Source organism: Paeniglutamicibacter sp. GQ140 (assembly GCF_059759235.1).
Genome location: NZ_JCAXDW010000009.1, coordinates 158,535 through 173,596, shown reverse-complemented (window position 1 = coordinate 173,596; position 15,062 = coordinate 158,535). Strand labels below are relative to the sequence as shown.

The window sequence follows — 15,062 nt, the reverse complement described above, 5'->3', positions numbered from 1 at the left end:
GCACCGCCGGTCTTGGCCGGAGTGGGAGCTGCGGACTTGGATGGCGTCGGTGCGGGCGCCGGTGCAGGTTTGGGTGGCCTTGCCTTCGTGGGCGTGGGCGCGGGCGTGGGGACCGGGGTCTTGGTCTTGGGCGCGGCAGGGCGGGGGAGCAGGTCCAATTCCACCAGCACCGTCTTGTCGGTGTAGCCAAAGACCCGCCCCGAGGGCGTGGCGGCGAGCCGGGGGCCGAATCGCTGCCTGCCCTTCGGGCTGCCGATGACGGCCTGGGTGCCGGCGCGGAAGTCGATGACCGTGGTGGTTCCCGTCGCGCTGTGCACGACCTTGGAGCCGTCGCCCACCTGGGCGATGTCGGCATTGGCCCATCCGGGGCGGTGGGCGGCGTTGCGGGCGGCGGTGAGGCGGTGGCGCCGGACGAGCTTGCCGTTGGCCGGATCGATGATGTTGATGCCCTCGACGTCGGCGACCACCAGCCACCCGGCGATGAGTTTGGGGGCGTAGAGGGCGCCGGAGGAACGCACCGGGGTGGTTTCCCAGACCTTCTTCCTCGTGGCGATCTCCAGCTTGAAGACCTTGGCAGGTCCCTTGGTGTCCGGGATGCCGTAGCCGTTGCGCACCGAGGAGGTCCCGTAGACGTAGCGGTCGTCGGCCGCCAGCCCGATGACGGAGTGGGCCTTGACGAAACCGGCGCCGCCGCCGTCGAGCACCCAGGCGACCTTGTTGGTGCGCGGATCGATCATGCCCAGCACGCCGCCGGCCCGCCCGTAGTCCGGGACGGTGCCGAAGAACACGTTGCGCGAGTTCGCTGCCCAGCCGAAGGGCCGGGACTGGTGGTACTTGCGGCTCAGCCGCTCCAGGCGCACGTAGCCCTCGGGCCCGTCCTTCTTGCGGCTGTCGACGCTGATGATGTCGGCCGATCCGTAGGAGCCGATGTAGCTGCGCGTGGCGTCGAACTCGATCATGCCCTCGATCTGGTTGACCAGGTGCTCGTCGTCGGGGGAGTTCCAGCGGCCGCCGGTGTCGGGGTTGACCGCGGCCAGGCCGTCGCCCATGTAGCCGCCGACGTAGACGTTGCCGTCGGAGTGGCCCAGCAGCGACTGGATGGTGAACTCGCCGTCGGCCAGTGAGACGGTGCGGACCTTCTCGACCTTGCCGGTGGCCAGGGTGAAGAACTCGATGCGCAGGCCGGTGGGGATCTGGCTGGCCACGAGCACCTGTTTGCCGTTGGATGCCAGCGCCAGGGGCGCATCGGTGCCCACGGCGCCCAGCTTCGCGTCGCGCCAGGTGGCGGTGTCGGTGGCGTAGAGGATGCCCTTTGAGACGGTGAAGGCGCGGGCGCCGCCGGTTGCCCCGGAGGTGCGGCGTCCGGCCCAGACGCGCTCGACCTTCCCGGCCCACTTGCCGGTGGCGGGATCCAGCAGCAGCTGGGCGGGGATGTCGCTGGCGCTGACCGCGACGCGGTCCCCGATCACGTCGATGGAGGAGATGAAGCCGTTGGGCATCGGGTCCGGCAGCTGGATCTCGGTGCGCCGCCCGGGGTTGTCGGCGGGGAAGCTGAAGATCCGCGGGTTGCGCGATCCGGTGCCGGCCCAGACGGTGTCGTCCGGGCCGATGGCCAGGCGCCTGACGTAGTCGCTGTCGGCGGCGAGCCGTTTGTGCACGCGGATCTTCTTCGTGGCGGCGGCGTAGGTGAAGGTGGCTCCCAGCGGGTAGGTGCCGCCCCAGAGGTTGCCGGAGGAATCCAGCTGCAGCTCGTACAGCGTGGTGGCGCCGGGGACGGCGCCGATCCGGCGCGCCTGCTTGGGGCTGGCCGGGCTCCAGCTAAGCAGGTCGCCGCCGGTGCAGAGGTAGAGCGTCTTGCTTTCCCGGTGCCAGGCCATGGACTCGATGCCGCCGTTGTGGCTTCCGGCGATGCTGACCACATGCACCGGCGCCCCGGCCTCCGGATTGACGATCTGCAGCTGGTTGACCGGCCCGACGATGGAGACCGCGAGCCAGGGGGCGGGGGCGGAGGTGAGTCCGGGCAGCGGCACCGCGGCCTTGACGTTCAGTGCCGGGAATGCCCCCTCGAAGCGGGAGATGGCGCCGCGGGTGTTCGCGGCGCGCTTCAGCGGGGCGGTCAGCCTCGGGTCGCGCGGGTGCCACGGCGGTGGCCCGGGCTTGGCGGTGGGGGTTGGTGCGGGCGTCGGCCCGGCGGTGGGGCCCGGTGCCGGCGGCGGGGGACCTGCCGGGGCCCGGACGGGGGATGCCGGGGGCGAGAGCGCCACCCCGCCGGCGGCAAGGGCAGCGAGGGCGAGCAGCCCGCGTCGGGTCAGCGGATGCGGATCCTGCGGGGCGTCGTGGTGCACTGTCATCTTCCGGTGGTCCCAAAATGGCTCTGACGGCCTTGAGACTAACAGCCGCACGTGGACGCTTGCCCGTTGCGCACGCCGGGACATGGCGCATCTCACAGGCGCATGTGCGGGATTCCGCCCTTCGGCCCGGCGATCACCCGGCGGCAACATTCCCGCGGGGCCGTCTGCGCCGCAGGGGGCTACGGGCCGTGCTCGAGAACATACGTATGTATCACGGTGCCGTTTTCCAGGGGCAGCGAACCTGCCAGCTGCAGCCGGGCGGCGGCCGTGTGGTGGACCAGGAGGCCGGCGTCGGGCGCATTGCCCAGGAAGAAGGGGTGGATCCACAGCCGGATCTCATCGAGCAGCCCGTGCTCCAGCAACGTGCCGGCGAGCCGTCCGAAGCCGTAGGTCACGATGTCCCGCCCCGGTTCGTCCTTGAGGCGCGCGATGGCCGCCGCCGCGTCGGCGCCGATGAGGACGCTGTTGTTCCAGGTGGCTTGGCGCAGGGTCGTGGACACCACGTATTTCCGCATCGAGTTGATGCGGTCGGTGTAGGGATCGCCCTCCCGGCCCTGCCACACCCCGGCAAAGGCAAGATAGGTGTCCCGGCCCAGCAGCACGGCATCGCACTGCTCAATGAGCTCCTGCTGGATCGCCGCCCGCTCCTCGCCGGGGTCCTCCAGGACCGGCCAGCGCTGCGGGTTGGTGATGACGCCGTCGAGCGTGACGTAGGTGGAGTTGATGATCCGCCGCATGGGGGCGCTCCCTTGACTCGTTGCCGTCGCCTGGTTGCCGTTGCACCAAGGTTCGCAGACCGGCGCGGGGAAGGGAACCCCGCCGGGCCCGCAAGCGCATCACCCCCGGAAGTACAGCCCGGAGTGCAGCTTGCATCCCGGATTGAACGCCGCGGCGCAACCCGGGCACGAGTCGACGCCGAGGTACTCGGCGATTCCCAGGACGCGGCCGCAGACCCCGCAGAGCACCGCCGGCTCGTCGCCGGAGCCCGCGGGCCACTGCGCCGCGTCGTGGCCCGCGGCCTCGGCGTGGCAGAGGTGGCACGGGTAGAACTCGCCGCAGCACACGAACCTGATCGCAATCACGTCCAGCGGGGTCCGGTAGTGGACGCAGCGCGTCTGGCCGTCGACGACGGGACCCAGGACCTTGGGCCGGCCGGGGTTCACCGCACGCCCCGCGCGGTCAGTGCATCCCCGAGCTCGTCGGCGTGCTTGAGCGCCACGATCAGGAACGGGACCACGAAGGTGCGCGGGTTGTTCCGCGCCCCGCGGGCCCGCTGCGCCTCGCGCACCTCGTTGGCCCGGCGGCCGAGCACCGGGATGGTGCCGATGGCCACCGTGAGCAACAGCGCGATCCGCTGCGGGTCCAGGCCCAGCCGCTGCAGGGGGCGCAGTCCGCGCTCGATCGCGTCAAGCAGTTCTGTCACCCGCGTGGTGAGCGCCAGCAGCGAGGCGAGCGCTATCGCCGCGGTGACGCGGGCGGCGTTGGCGACCGCGGGCTCCGGTCCCATGAAGACCAGCTGGCTGGCCAGGGTGATGCCGATGACCCAGCGCAGCGCGTGCACCTGGCGGCCCAGTTCCCGGATCCCTGCCATTCCCGGGCCGAGCCCGGCCAGCGCGTAGCCCAGGGCGGCGGCGGCCGCCGCGGCCGCCGCCGTCCACCAGTGCGATGGCAGCAGCGAGACGGCGAGCACGGTGAAGAGCACCAGCAGCAGCTTCGGGCCCGCGGGCAGCCGGTGCAGCCAGCCGGACCCGGGCCGGTAGAGCGTCAGCATGCCAGCACCGCCTCGTACCGGGCGATGACCTCGTCCGGTTCCCCGACGGCCACCGCGGAACCGCCGGCGAACAGCACCGCCTGCTCGCACCGTGCGGCCAGGGCGAGGTCGTGGGTGACGAGCACCAGGCGGTGGCCGGCGTCCTCGAACAGGTGGTCGGCGACCCGCCGGGCGTTGCGCGCATCCAGGTAGGCCGTCGGCTCGTCGGCGATCACCAGCTCCGGGCGGCGCACGAACGCGCCGCACAGCGCCAGCAGCTGCTTTTGCCCGCCGGAGAGGTCGTGGGAAGGCCTCGGGGCCAAGGCCGCGAGGCCGAAGCGTTCCAGCGCCGCGGCCACCCGTTCCTCGAGCTCGGCCGGACGGAGCCGGTCGGCGCGCAGCGAGAAGGCGACGTCCTCGGCGACCGTGGGCATGATGATCTGTGCGTCCGGGTTGCTGAACACGATGGCGATGCGGCGGCGCAGCTCGGCGGCCCGGCGCGCCGGGTCGATCCCCAGCACGCCCAGCTCGCCCGAGGTCCGCGGGACCAGGCCGCCGAGCAGCCGCGCGAAGGTTGACTTGCCCGAGCCGTTCTCCCCGATCACGGCCACGGTGCGCGCGCCAAGGGCCAGGGAAACATCGTGCAGCACGTCGGTGGCGCCCAGGCGCACCCCGACGCCCTTGAGGTGGATTCCGGGCGCGCTCACCGGATGACCTCCAGCACAGCGGCGATGCCCATGCCGCCGCCTATCGACGCCGCGGCGACGCCGAGGGTCCCGGCCGGTGCCCCGGCGCGCACCAGGCGGCTGAAGAGGCGCACCACGGCGATCGCCCCGCTGGCCCCCCACGGGTGTCCCAGGGCCAGCGCGCCGCCGTCGGCACACAGCCGCGGGTCGTCCTCCGCGAGCCCGATCCGGTCCAGCACGGCCAGGCTCTGCGCGGCGAACGCCTCCACGATTTCCAGCGCCGCGATCTCCGCCAGCCCCCGGCCCGCCGAGTCCAGGGCGGCCCGGATGGCCCCGGCGGCGCCGATGCCCGGCAGTGCCGGATCGCATCCGGTTATGGCGGAGGCCCGGATCGCGAGCCCCGGGCCGGACCCGGCCGGTGCGAGCACCAGGGCCGCGGCGCCGTCCCCGATGCGCGTGGCGGTGCCGGCGGTGAGTGTGCCGCCGGGGAAGAGTGCCGGCAGCCGGGGGAGCAGGCGCTCCGCGGTGCCGATGGCGTCGTCGTGCCGCAGCCCGGCCAGCGGCACCAGTTCGGCATCGAAGCGGCCGGCGTCCCGTGCCGCGCGGGCGTGGGCGTGGCTGCGTGCGGCGTGGGCGTCCTGGCGGGCGCGCGACATGCCGTCGTGTGCCGCGAGGTCCTGGGCGGCCCGGGTCATCTCCGGGTCGCTGAAGCCTTCCGGGGCAAAGGGCGCGCGGCCGTAGGCCACGCCGTCCACCGAGCGCACCGGTGCAGTCGACGCGCTCTCCACGCCGCCGGCCACGCGCAAGCGCCGGTCCCCGGCGCGGATCGCGGCCGCGGCGTCCATCACCGCGGCGAGCCCGCTGCCGCACTGCCGGTCAACCGTTGCCCCGGGCACAGCGTGCCCCAGCCCCGCCGCCAGCGCGGCGATGCGCCCGGAGTTCCCGCCCGGTCCCATGCAATTGCCCAGGATCACGTCGGCCACCTCGGGGGCCGAACCCGTCACCGCCGCGGCGTCGGCCAGCGCCGCCCGGATCACCGGTGCCGCCAGCTCCTCGACGCGCAAACGTGCCAGGGCGCGGCCCCGCGTGCCGACGGGGCTGCGCCGGGCGGCGATGATGACCGGATCGTGTTCAGGCAGCAAGGGGCTGCACCTCCCCGGCCATGACCAGGCCCGGGGCCTCGGCGCGTGCGGGCTTGCCCGAGGCGGTCCGCGGGATCAGCCCGGTGAACCAGCGCCGCGGCCGGTGTGCAGGCGCCAGGCGGTCAGCGGCCAGGGCCCGCACATCCACCGGCGCCCCGGCCTCCAGTTCCAGCAGCGCCGAGACCAGGGCGCCGACGGGTCCGCGCGGCAGCCCGAAGACGAGCGCATCGCGCACCCCCGGGATCGAGCGCAGCGCCGCCTCGACCTCTTCGGGAACGATTGTCGCCGAGGCGCTCAGGATCGCATCGTCGGCCCTGCCCAGCAGGCGCAGGCGCCCGTCGATGAGTTCGGCGCGGTCGCCGACCGTCGCCCACGCCCCCTCGCGGCGCAGCGGACCGGGGGAGCCGGCGTAGCCGGACGCGGTGAAGGGGGAGCGGACCCAGACTTCGCCCTGGCGGATTTCCACCTCGACCCCGGGGAAGGGGCGCAGCCCGTCGCCCTCGTCGCAGGCGACGAAGGACAGCTCGGCCGCTCCGTAGTAGGCGGTCACGCGGATGCCGGCTGCCTCGGCGCGGCGGCGCAGTTCCGGGTCCAGGTGGGACCCGCCGACCAGTGCCGCGCGCAACCGCGGCGGCGCCCCGGCATCGAGCACGGCCCGCAGCGCCTGCGGGGTGCAGTGCAGGGCATCGGCATCCGGGGCGTTGCCCGGCACCGGGCGCGGGCCGCCGGACAGCGCGTGGGCGAGGGAGAACAGGGTGAGGGAGGAAGCGGGCGGGGCCGGGAGCGCCACGGCGTCCCCGCTTCCGGCGCCCAGGAACGCGCCGACCGCGGCGAACGAATCCTCCCACGACGCCGCGCTGCGCAGCACGATCCGCGGGGCGCCGCTGCTGCCGGAGGTGAGTGTTGCCCAGGCCGTTCCCTCGGGAACCGCCGCGGCCGCGGCGGCCGCGTTGACGGCGTCGCGGTGCGCCGAGGGCCACCGGGGATCACCGACGAGGGGGACATCCCCTGCCTCGCGGATCCGTGCGAGCCGCCCGAGCAGGCCGGCTTCCGCGCCGTCCACCGGGATGATCACCGGACCCGCTCCGGGGCCGGGGCCGGCGTCGAGGCCCACACGCGGGCAAAGGCACGCGGGTAGGCCCGGACCAGCGTCATGACGATGACGGTGGCGGTCACTGCCTTGATCAGGTCGCCCGGGATGAAGGCGAGGCTCATCATCACCGTCTCGCCCAGCGGCAGGCGTGTCACCATGCTCTGCACGGGAATCCCGATCGCATAGATCACCAGGATGCCGCCGGTGAGCATGCCGGCAAGCGTGCGCCAGCCCACGGGCTTGCGTCCTCCCGCATGCACGACCAGGCCGATGACGAAGGCACCAACGATCCAGCCCAGCAGGTAGCCGGCCGATGGGCCGAAGAACACGCCGATGCCGCCGCGGCCGCCTGCCAGCAGGGGCAGGCCGATCGCGACCAGCGCCATCAGCACGGCCATCGACAGGGCGCCGAGCCGCGGTCCGAGAATGGCGCCGGCGAGCATCACGCCGAGCGTCTGGACGGTGATCGGGACGCCGCCGGCGACGCTGAAGCCGCCCGGCAGCCCCAGCACGGCGACCACCGCGGCGAAGACTGCGACCCGCGCAAGGCCGGTGGCGTCAAGCTGCCGGGTGCCGCCTCGTATCGAGAGGGGAGAAGGATTGGTCATGGGAGATTCCTTACGCGCAGCATGTTTGAACGGCGTTCAATTGAACAGTGTTCACTATAGTGATGCCGTCGCCAAAGCCAAAGCACTCGAAGTCACATTTCGTGAAACCGCCATTCCACCGGCCGTGCCCACCGTTGGCGGCCTCTGGCGGTCGGATACTCCCGCGCGGGGCCGCAGCAAATGCAGTGGGCCCGGCGTCGCCAGAAGTCAGGGACTGTTGTCCGCGTCAGGCCGGTGTCCGTTGGCTGTGGGGGAGTGGCCCCCACCCGTCCGAGGCCAGGGCAAAGGAATCGGGGTCAAGCGCTCACTGTCGATTACTTGTCATTCATGGTGGCTCCGACACGAGCGGCTCGGCCCGTTGCCCTTCCGGCGGGCATCAGGAAGGTCATTGTTTCAGGACAACTCCAAAGAACATGGCCGACAACCATCACTACCCGACGGACGGCAGATGGTCCCGGTGAAGGCGTTGAAGGCCCATTGCTGTCGCGCCGCCGGCGTTGATTGATAGGATCCTGAGCATGTCCAGCCCGCCCGCCGTCAGGCTTCGTTCCCGTTCTGAGGACGACATTGACGTCTTATTCCGAATTGCCGACGATCTGGCCACTTGGGAGGAACGGAGCGCGGCATCGCCTGCGCCGCTGACTAGGGAAGCCTTCAGGAGCCGGCTGAAGCAGGGCGAAGCCGACGACGCAGGCAAGGACGTGCGTTTCGTGATCGATGTGGACGGCGCCGCCGTCGGCAGTGTTTCGCTTTTCGAGTTCGACGAGCTCGCCCGCCACGCAGAAGTCGGAATCGCGTTGGTTCCAGAAGCTCGCGGAAAAGGCATCGGGAGCGCCGCCATCTCACAAATCGTTGAGTTTGCCTTCGTGCGCTGCAACCTGCGCCGAGTCCACCTGCAAGTGATCGAGTCCAACCTTGGCGCGATCCGTGCCTATGAGAAGGCGGGATTCGTGATCGAGGGTCGTCAGCGCCAGCACGCCTGGGTTCGCGGAAAGTACGAGGATATCGTCATTATGGGGTTGCTACGCTCGGCGTAGCGATTTCACAATCCGGGAGAGGTTCGCCACCCCCCTCCGGGGCTGAGCGTCGCCGCGCGAAACCTTTCCGAACCCTCGCTACGTCGCGGCGGGCACGATCCTGTCATGGGAACCCGGCACCACAGGATCGGAGTGCAGGTTGGGCACCGGCGGCAAGGGTTCGCCGTCCCGGCACCGCTTTATCGGGTCAGTTTCTTCAGGCCCTTCTTCGGCGGCACCCGCACAGGATGGGGCCAACGGGGGCTCAGGGTATCGCCCAGAGTGGTGCCCCGAAGCTTGCGTCCGAACATGGGCAGTACCCACTCGGTGACCCACACCCGGTGTTCCCGTGCCCGTTGCCGCACGCCGCGCGGTGCCTTGCGTTTGTCCCGATGCGTGATGCCGTGCGGCACCTCGAGGACATCCAGGACCCTCGCTGCCATGTATTTGTGCCCGGCCTTGGACATGTGCAGCCGGTCGGGCCCCCACATGCGGGAATTCGCATAGGCCGTGAACGAGGCGTAATCAACCAATACGGCGCCGTACTTCGCGGCGATGAGCCGGACGCCGTCGTTGTAGGCATGGTTCTTGCGGCGCAAGGGCCCCAAAATGGGCGAGACCTCCACGTCGTAACCGGTAAAGAGCACCAGCGTTGCGCCCGTCTGCGCCAGCCGACTGACCAAGAATTCGTACTCGGCCAAGATGTCGGCGATCTTCGTCCCAAGGTCCATGACGTCGTTGCCGCCGGCATACAGCGTGATGAGCGTTGGCTCCATCGCGATGGCTGGCTCCAGCTGCTCCGCGATGATGTGCCGAAGCCTCTTGCTGCGGATGGCGAGATTCGCATACTCCCAACCCGGACTGTCGCAGGCGAGAACCTCGGCTAGCCTGTCGGCCCAGCCCCGGACGCCATTGGGCCGCCGTTTGCTGCCATCTCCGACTCCCTCCGTGAAGGAATCTCCCACAGCAACATAGCGGCCCGGTCCACGATCAATCATGAGAAACTAAATGGCTTCCCGTCTCGATTGCGAGGCATGGGGCGGCAGGAGGGGCTCGTCCGCGCGCACCGGAACCGAAGAGTTCGGCTCGTGAGCAACTTCCGATTGTGGCGTCCCTATGAACGGGACCCTCGACTGGGCTACGGCCGGCTCCGCCAGATTGGTCGCAAAAAGGGGTTGCCCGCCGTTGTGCCAACCTCGAAGCGGCCCGGCAATATCAGGCCCGGGGGAGTAGGACGGGACCGGGCAATTGGCCAGGCAGGCCCTCGGAGCTGCCTCCGTGTCGAAACCACCCACCTCATGGCGCATTTGTGCCAGCCTGAGCACAAGCGCTGGGCCAGGATTGCGCGCGCCGGTAACCGAAATTGTCATCGGCTTCCTCGCGCGCCCGCCGGAATCCGCGGGTGCTCTTCAATGGCCTGGGTGTAGAGATTCATCAGCTGCTCACACACAACCTGCCAGCTGCGGCCTTGTACTTGCTGGAAGGCCGAGGCCGCGAAGGCCGCACGTTTGGCGTCGTCGCCGATGAGGTCCATCGCGTAATCACGCAACTGGGCCAGATTTCCCGGTGCGTAAAGCCAGCCCGTGCGGGAGGAATCCACGAGATCCACGGGGCCGCCGCGCCCGGTGGCCACGACGGGGACGCCCGATGCCATGGCCTCCTGGATTGTCTGGCAAAAGGTTTCGAGTTCGCCCGGATGCACAAACAGGTCAAAGGAGGCCATGGCGGCGGCCAGCTCCTCACCGCCAAGGAATCCGGTGAAGTATGCGTCCGGAAGAAGGGATTCGAGCGTTTCCCGCTGCGGTCCGTCGCCGACGATGACCAGCCGGGTGTTGGGGATCCCGGCCAGGACAGCCAGGTCCTCCACCTGCTTTTCGAGGGCCAGGCGCCCTACGTAGCCAATGATTTTTTGTCCCTGGGGCGCGACCGTGTCACGGAAGCCGGGGCTGCGCTTGTCAGGGTGGAAGCGGTCGGTATCCACACCACGGCGCCACAACTCCAACCTCGGAATGCCGTGGCCCTGCAGTTTCTGCAGTGAGTCGCTCGAGGGAACGAGTGTTTTCGTCGCTGCCACGTGAATCCGTTTCACCCTCTGCCATGCCCAATTTTCCAGGAATGGCATGCCGTAGCGAGCTGCATATCCGGGAACGTCTGTTTGGTAGACAGCTACCGTGGGAATGCCCAAGGCCGCCGCGGCCCGGACGGCTCGCCAGCCCAGGACAAAGGGCGATGCCAAGTGGACAACGTCGGGATTGAACTCAGCCAGCAGCGTCTTCACCCGAACCACCCCACCGATGGCAACCCGGATGTTCCGGTAACCGGCCAGGGGGACGGCGGGCAGCCGCCTGACGGTTGCACCTTCCATCGTAGGAGGCGCATTCTCCAGCGTCGACGGGGCGATGACCAAGACCTGGTCCCCGCGCGCATCCAGATGCTGCAAGACTTTCAGCAGCGAATGGGTGACTCCGTTCATCTCGGGAAAGAACGATTCAGCAACTATGGCAACCTTCACGCCTCAACCATGGCCGCCGAAGGTTGCCGCAGGGCGCAACTTCAGGAACACGGCGGTGAAGAGTGGGTTAACGGCTGCGTGCAGAGCTTCACTGACTCACTTCTTGGGCTTACCACGCGGTCGGTTGGCGCAGGACGCCAGCGCCCTATTGCCTGTTGGCGTCGATTTCTCGCATATGTACGCGAACAAGATCTGCGACCAGGCGACCGGGCAGGGTCTTGTCCAGCGTGAACTGGATCGAGTGTTCGGTGGTCTTGTAGTCCTTGAGCTGGTCCTTCAGCTCCTCGATCGCCCATGACGAGGGGTAGAAACTCATGTGCTTCTTGGATGCGGTGAAGTACACGAGTGCCCGGTTCCTGTATTTGAGAGTCGGCATCCCATAACTTATGGTCTCTTCGGTGTCCGGCACGAGCTGTGTTACGAGCGCGCGGATCCGGTCGAGTTCTGCCCGATACGCGTGGTCGAGCGCATTGAGATACTCTTCGACGCTCTTCGCTTTTTCACCCATGGCACGAGTGTATCGCCGGCCACCGTCCCGCTTCGCTCGGCCACCGGTTCATCAGAACTGTGCCGTCGGGTAGGTAGAAAAATGGCCGACAAACCGGCTCGCCGATCGGAGGGGCGGGTAGCGTCGTTCTTGGTCTGCGTTTCGATCCTCTCCGGCTCGGCCCGGCACAGAAATCCAAAGTCTCTTACACCCCGAAAGTCGCTACCGGAGGGATTCCGCACCAGACAAATCTGAATGCGTCAATCACGAACTCGGAGGCGCTACCCCGGTGGGCTCGAGGCCCGTTATCCCCGCCACCGGGCGCTCGAGGGGCCGTGAATGGCGGTGTGGGCCACGAATGGCGTTTGATCGGCCGGTGCGATGCGCGGTGTCCGCGTCCCGCAAACCGCATGCTTACCGGGCAATCGCGGAGATTGCCGCGTGGGGCCGGTCGCCTGGATCCTGGCGTGCTTCGGTATGTGTCACTTCGAACCCGGCGTCATGCAGCAGGCTACTCATCTGATCTACCGACCAGTAGTACGCCGGGGTAACAGCATGGTCGAGCGGTTCTGCGGGCCCGCCATCGAAAAAGCCTACGAGCAGGTGCCCTTGAGGCGAAAGAACGCGCGCGAACTCGGAGAGAACGGGCGGCAAGTCCGCTGGGGGCAGGTGAATGAGTGAATACCAGGCGAGCACTCCGTTCAGGCTTCCATCGGCTTCGTCGAGGGCGCGCAGCGAGGATACCTGGAATGGCACCTCGGGGAAGCGAAGACGGGCACTTTCAACGAATTCGGGTACGAGATCAATGCCTGAGATGTCTGCACCCCGTTTATGCAGAAAGTCAGTCCAATGTCCTGGTCCGCATCCGGCGTCGATGATACGGCCGCTAATCTGCTGAGCCCAATGCTCAATGCGGTTCCGATCCGGCTCAGGCATGTCATCGATTGCCCCAAGGATGGCCGTGTACTCGGACGCTCGAGCGGCGTAAGCCTGCTGAACTTGGGAGTCAGTCATGTAAATAAGCCTAGAGACTCGCTAGCGCGACCGTTGGCGCGACATGCTCAAGCGTCGTCCCGAAAGGCGGGGCCCGTATAGGTAGCAGAGGCACAGTCCCGTAAGTGGTTCGCTGACCGGATGGCAGATTCATTGCGTTCCGTAGCCCGAAACTCGGAACATGCTCCATTCCAAAAGAGGAACCTCGACTGGGACGGTCTGCCAACGGCTTCCTGCACGGTAGGCCAATTGACACTTCACCGGACATCCTGCGGATCGAAGAGTGCAGAGCTGCGCTCCTGAACCCGATCTAGTCGACTCGCGTATCAGCGATCTTTTGGGCGAAGTCGTTCAGCGCCGTAGCCACGGCGTCTGGATTGCTCAAGGTGGCGTAGTGGCCCCCTGGAATTTCCACAGGCTCGATTCCTAGCCGCTGGCGTACCTGGCGTTTCATGAATGACGTGGGAAAGAACTGGTCGTCGCGGCACAATATTGCCCCGGTGGGGACGGCTGGATGCCGCTGACCAGGCCAGGGCCGGGCCATCCATTCACCTTGCTGGTCGCGGCCCTTGTTGAGTGCCTGGTGTATCAATTCCTCAGGGACGCCGTTGAAAAACGACGCCAGGGTGTCCGGTTCTATCGTCTCGCGATCATGACCCGTGTTGGACCACCAGTCAGTGAATGTCTCGCCCGGTAGCGGGATCATTCCTGCGAGATACACGAGTCCGTCCGCTTTGAGCTCGTCGCAGACCAAGGGCGCGGTGAAGCCTCCCAGCGAGTGGCCGACCACGATCGTGTGCCGGGCATCGCCCACCGCTGCAGCTACTACATGAACGTAGTCCTCAAGCCCTGCATTCTCGTCTTCGATGGGTAAATCGACAGCGATGACGTCATGCCCCGATGCCTCAAGCAGTGGTCTGACAAGATGCCAGTCCCATGCAGTGGAACCGCCACCATGAATCAGTACGAATACCGCCAAAATGCCACCCCAGATCAAAGACTTACTCGAAAAAACCTAGCGCAGCCAACGCTACACCCAGCTCACGTCGTCGCGCGGAAGTGCCTGGCGCCCGGAAATGCTGACTGCTGAGAACCAGCAGAACACCTAATGGAACGGCCGCAACTGTCGTTTCCGAGATCCTCTGAACGGCGCACGACAAGCCCATAGAGGGAAAGTTCAGTGGGACGGGGGCGAGAAGTCTGGGTCATGCCTGTCCATCGAGCGGATATATGCCGCGTTCCCGCTGATCGCTGGTTTGTACCTGTCAATGTCCGGAGTGCGAACGAACTCCACCAGCAGGTCAAGCAGCGCTGCAACGGCCGCATCGGGTTGGCCTGCGGCGTGGAGTGTAATTGCTTCAAAAGCGCCCAGGGCCGGAGACTCTGGAAATAGGTTTCGAGCCGTCGCGAAGACCTCGCGGGACTTCTCAAATTCGCCCACGTTCCTCAACGTTGAGCCGTACTGAACATAGCAACGGCGGAGCATATCGCCCTCCAACCCAGCAGCGAGAGCACGCTCGTAGAATCCCCGAGCCGCTTCTTCCTGGCCGGCCGTGTCGTATGCCCCGCCTACTTCGTAGAGCACTCGTGCATTCTCGGGATGGGAGGCATGGATGGGAAGCAACGCGTTGATGGTTGGCTGCATATTGTCCCGGTCTCTGGCGGCGAAGATCCGGTCAAGCTCCTCGTCTAAAGTCATGCCGCTCAGTCTTCCATAGGCAACGTCGGACAAGCCGGTTGACGACCGGAGACCAGATTCTGGGATGGACGGACCCATGAAGCTCAACGTCTGGCTGGCCCGCAAGCGGAACCTTATACGGACAGGAGTTCGTCGGTTTTAAGCGGGGAAACGCCTTGCCGGGCGAGCCCTCGGTCGACCATTTGCGACAGTTGTGCCTGACCGGACGTGAAAGACTGACACGGTGACCATCGACATCAAAGCTATGCTCCAGCGGGCCGTCGCTGAGGTGTTTGACCAGACCTTCACCGTGGAAGATGCGACTTCCGGCGACGACCCTTTTCGACAAGCTGTTCGTGTGATCAGTGAACCCGAGCACGACCGCACGGCAATCATTCGGGCCTCTTACACGTGGATGGATGGTTTCATCCCGGAACTGAACGTGCAGACCGGTGTGCTTGACGAGGACGACGTGGAGCATGAGAAGGAAGCCGCGCTTCGACGGGTTTGCCTCGTTATGCGCGCCTATCTCCGGGGCGAGGCACGTATTGAACAACGACGGCGATTGTTCCGTCGGGGTACTTTCCCCATTGTGAGCATCGAGGTGGATGGTCAAGAGTGGCGTCTCGGCCGGAATAGTTGGACAGTGCGCTAGGGAATGGAGGTTGCCATATTCCGTAGGACGAACCTTGACCGGACATAACTGGCCTTGCCGGGATGGAGTTCTCTGGACCGGGGCACGGGGC

The 15,062-nt window shown here is 67.5% G+C and carries 16 protein-coding genes; 2 read left to right on the top strand and 14 right to left on the bottom strand.

The window, feature by feature from the left end; all coding sequences use genetic code 11:
• The 8 genes from AC6CHY_RS14000 to AC6CHY_RS13965 form a co-directional block, all read right to left on the bottom strand.
• Positions 1 to 2,351 (bottom strand): hypothetical protein (locus tag AC6CHY_RS14000; RefSeq protein ID WP_217387985.1); only part of this gene is annotated, 2,351 nt, incomplete at its 3' end.
• A 179-nt stretch (positions 2,352 to 2,530) separates the two neighbouring features.
• Positions 2,531 to 3,088, bottom strand: a complete 558-nt coding sequence (locus AC6CHY_RS13995; protein ID WP_217387986.1) for a dihydrofolate reductase family protein — start codon at positions 3,086 to 3,088, stop codon at positions 2,531 to 2,533.
• A 99-nt stretch (positions 3,089 to 3,187) separates the two neighbouring features.
• Positions 3,188 to 3,514 carry a CHY zinc finger protein gene (locus tag AC6CHY_RS13990; protein ID WP_217387987.1) on the bottom strand — a complete coding sequence of 109 codons (327 nt, stop codon included), beginning with the start codon at positions 3,512 to 3,514 and terminating at the stop codon, positions 3,188 to 3,190.
• Positions 3,511 to 4,122, bottom strand: a complete 612-nt coding sequence (locus tag AC6CHY_RS13985) for an energy-coupling factor transporter transmembrane component T family protein (RefSeq protein WP_217387988.1) — start codon at positions 4,120 to 4,122, stop codon at positions 3,511 to 3,513. The genes AC6CHY_RS13990 and AC6CHY_RS13985 overlap by 4 nt, the downstream gene beginning before the upstream one ends.
• Positions 4,116 to 4,808, bottom strand: a complete 693-nt coding sequence (locus AC6CHY_RS13980; protein WP_217387989.1) for an energy-coupling factor ABC transporter ATP-binding protein — start codon at positions 4,806 to 4,808, stop codon at positions 4,116 to 4,118. The genes AC6CHY_RS13985 and AC6CHY_RS13980 overlap by 7 nt, the downstream gene beginning before the upstream one ends.
• A complete protein-coding gene (locus AC6CHY_RS13975; protein ID WP_254455848.1) occupies positions 4,805 to 5,929 on the bottom strand; it encodes a thiolase family protein in 1,125 nt (374 codons plus the stop codon). Before AC6CHY_RS13975 ends, AC6CHY_RS13980 begins: the two co-directional genes overlap by 4 nt.
• The gene (locus AC6CHY_RS13970) at positions 5,919 to 7,004 is read right to left on the bottom strand and encodes a class I adenylate-forming enzyme family protein (RefSeq protein ID WP_217387990.1); all 1,086 of its coding nucleotides are present in this window, start codon (positions 7,002 to 7,004) and stop codon (positions 5,919 to 5,921) included. The genes AC6CHY_RS13975 and AC6CHY_RS13970 overlap by 11 nt, the downstream gene beginning before the upstream one ends.
• Complete coding sequence (locus AC6CHY_RS13965; RefSeq protein WP_217387991.1) at positions 7,001 to 7,630, bottom strand: biotin transporter BioY; 630 nt, start codon at positions 7,628 to 7,630, stop codon at positions 7,001 to 7,003. The genes AC6CHY_RS13970 and AC6CHY_RS13965 overlap by 4 nt, the downstream gene beginning before the upstream one ends.
• A gap of 518 nt (positions 7,631 to 8,148) precedes the next feature.
• On the opposite strand from AC6CHY_RS13965, the gene AC6CHY_RS13960 reads away from it, so the two are divergent.
• Entirely contained in the window at positions 8,149 to 8,667 is a 519-nt protein-coding gene (locus AC6CHY_RS13960; RefSeq protein ID WP_498227102.1) for a GNAT family N-acetyltransferase, read from the top strand.
• Positions 8,668 to 8,846: 179 nt separating this feature from the next.
• Here AC6CHY_RS13960 and AC6CHY_RS13955 read toward each other — a convergent pair whose 3' ends face one another.
• From AC6CHY_RS13955 to AC6CHY_RS13930, 6 genes are all read right to left on the bottom strand, one after another.
• Positions 8,847 to 9,644 (bottom strand): SGNH/GDSL hydrolase family protein, encoded by a 798-nt coding sequence (locus tag AC6CHY_RS13955; protein ID WP_498227101.1) that lies wholly within the window; start codon positions 9,642 to 9,644, stop codon positions 8,847 to 8,849.
• Positions 9,645 to 10,012: 368 nt separating this feature from the next.
• A complete protein-coding gene (locus tag AC6CHY_RS13950; protein ID WP_217387994.1) occupies positions 10,013 to 11,158 on the bottom strand; it encodes a glycosyltransferase family 4 protein in 1,146 nt (381 codons plus the stop codon).
• 145 nt (positions 11,159 to 11,303) lie between these two features.
• Entirely contained in the window at positions 11,304 to 11,666 is a 363-nt protein-coding gene (locus AC6CHY_RS13945) for an iron chaperone (RefSeq protein ID WP_217387995.1), read from the bottom strand.
• A 393-nt stretch (positions 11,667 to 12,059) separates the two neighbouring features.
• The gene (locus tag AC6CHY_RS13940) at positions 12,060 to 12,659 is read right to left on the bottom strand and encodes a class I SAM-dependent methyltransferase (RefSeq protein WP_217387996.1); all 600 of its coding nucleotides are present in this window, start codon (positions 12,657 to 12,659) and stop codon (positions 12,060 to 12,062) included.
• A 289-nt stretch (positions 12,660 to 12,948) separates the two neighbouring features.
• A complete protein-coding gene (locus AC6CHY_RS13935; protein ID WP_498227100.1) occupies positions 12,949 to 13,635 on the bottom strand; it encodes an alpha/beta fold hydrolase in 687 nt (228 codons plus the stop codon).
• Between the two features lie 180 nt (positions 13,636 to 13,815).
• Positions 13,816 to 14,337: a tetratricopeptide repeat protein gene (locus AC6CHY_RS13930; protein ID WP_498227099.1), complete on the bottom strand. Its 522-nt coding sequence runs from the start codon at positions 14,335 to 14,337 to the stop codon at positions 13,816 to 13,818.
• A 223-nt stretch (positions 14,338 to 14,560) separates the two neighbouring features.
• On the opposite strand from AC6CHY_RS13930, the gene AC6CHY_RS13925 reads away from it, so the two are divergent.
• Positions 14,561 to 14,971 carry a hypothetical protein gene (locus AC6CHY_RS13925; protein ID WP_498227098.1) on the top strand — a complete coding sequence of 137 codons (411 nt, stop codon included), beginning with the start codon at positions 14,561 to 14,563 and terminating at the stop codon, positions 14,969 to 14,971.
• The last annotated feature ends 91 nt before the right edge of the window (positions 14,972 to 15,062 follow it).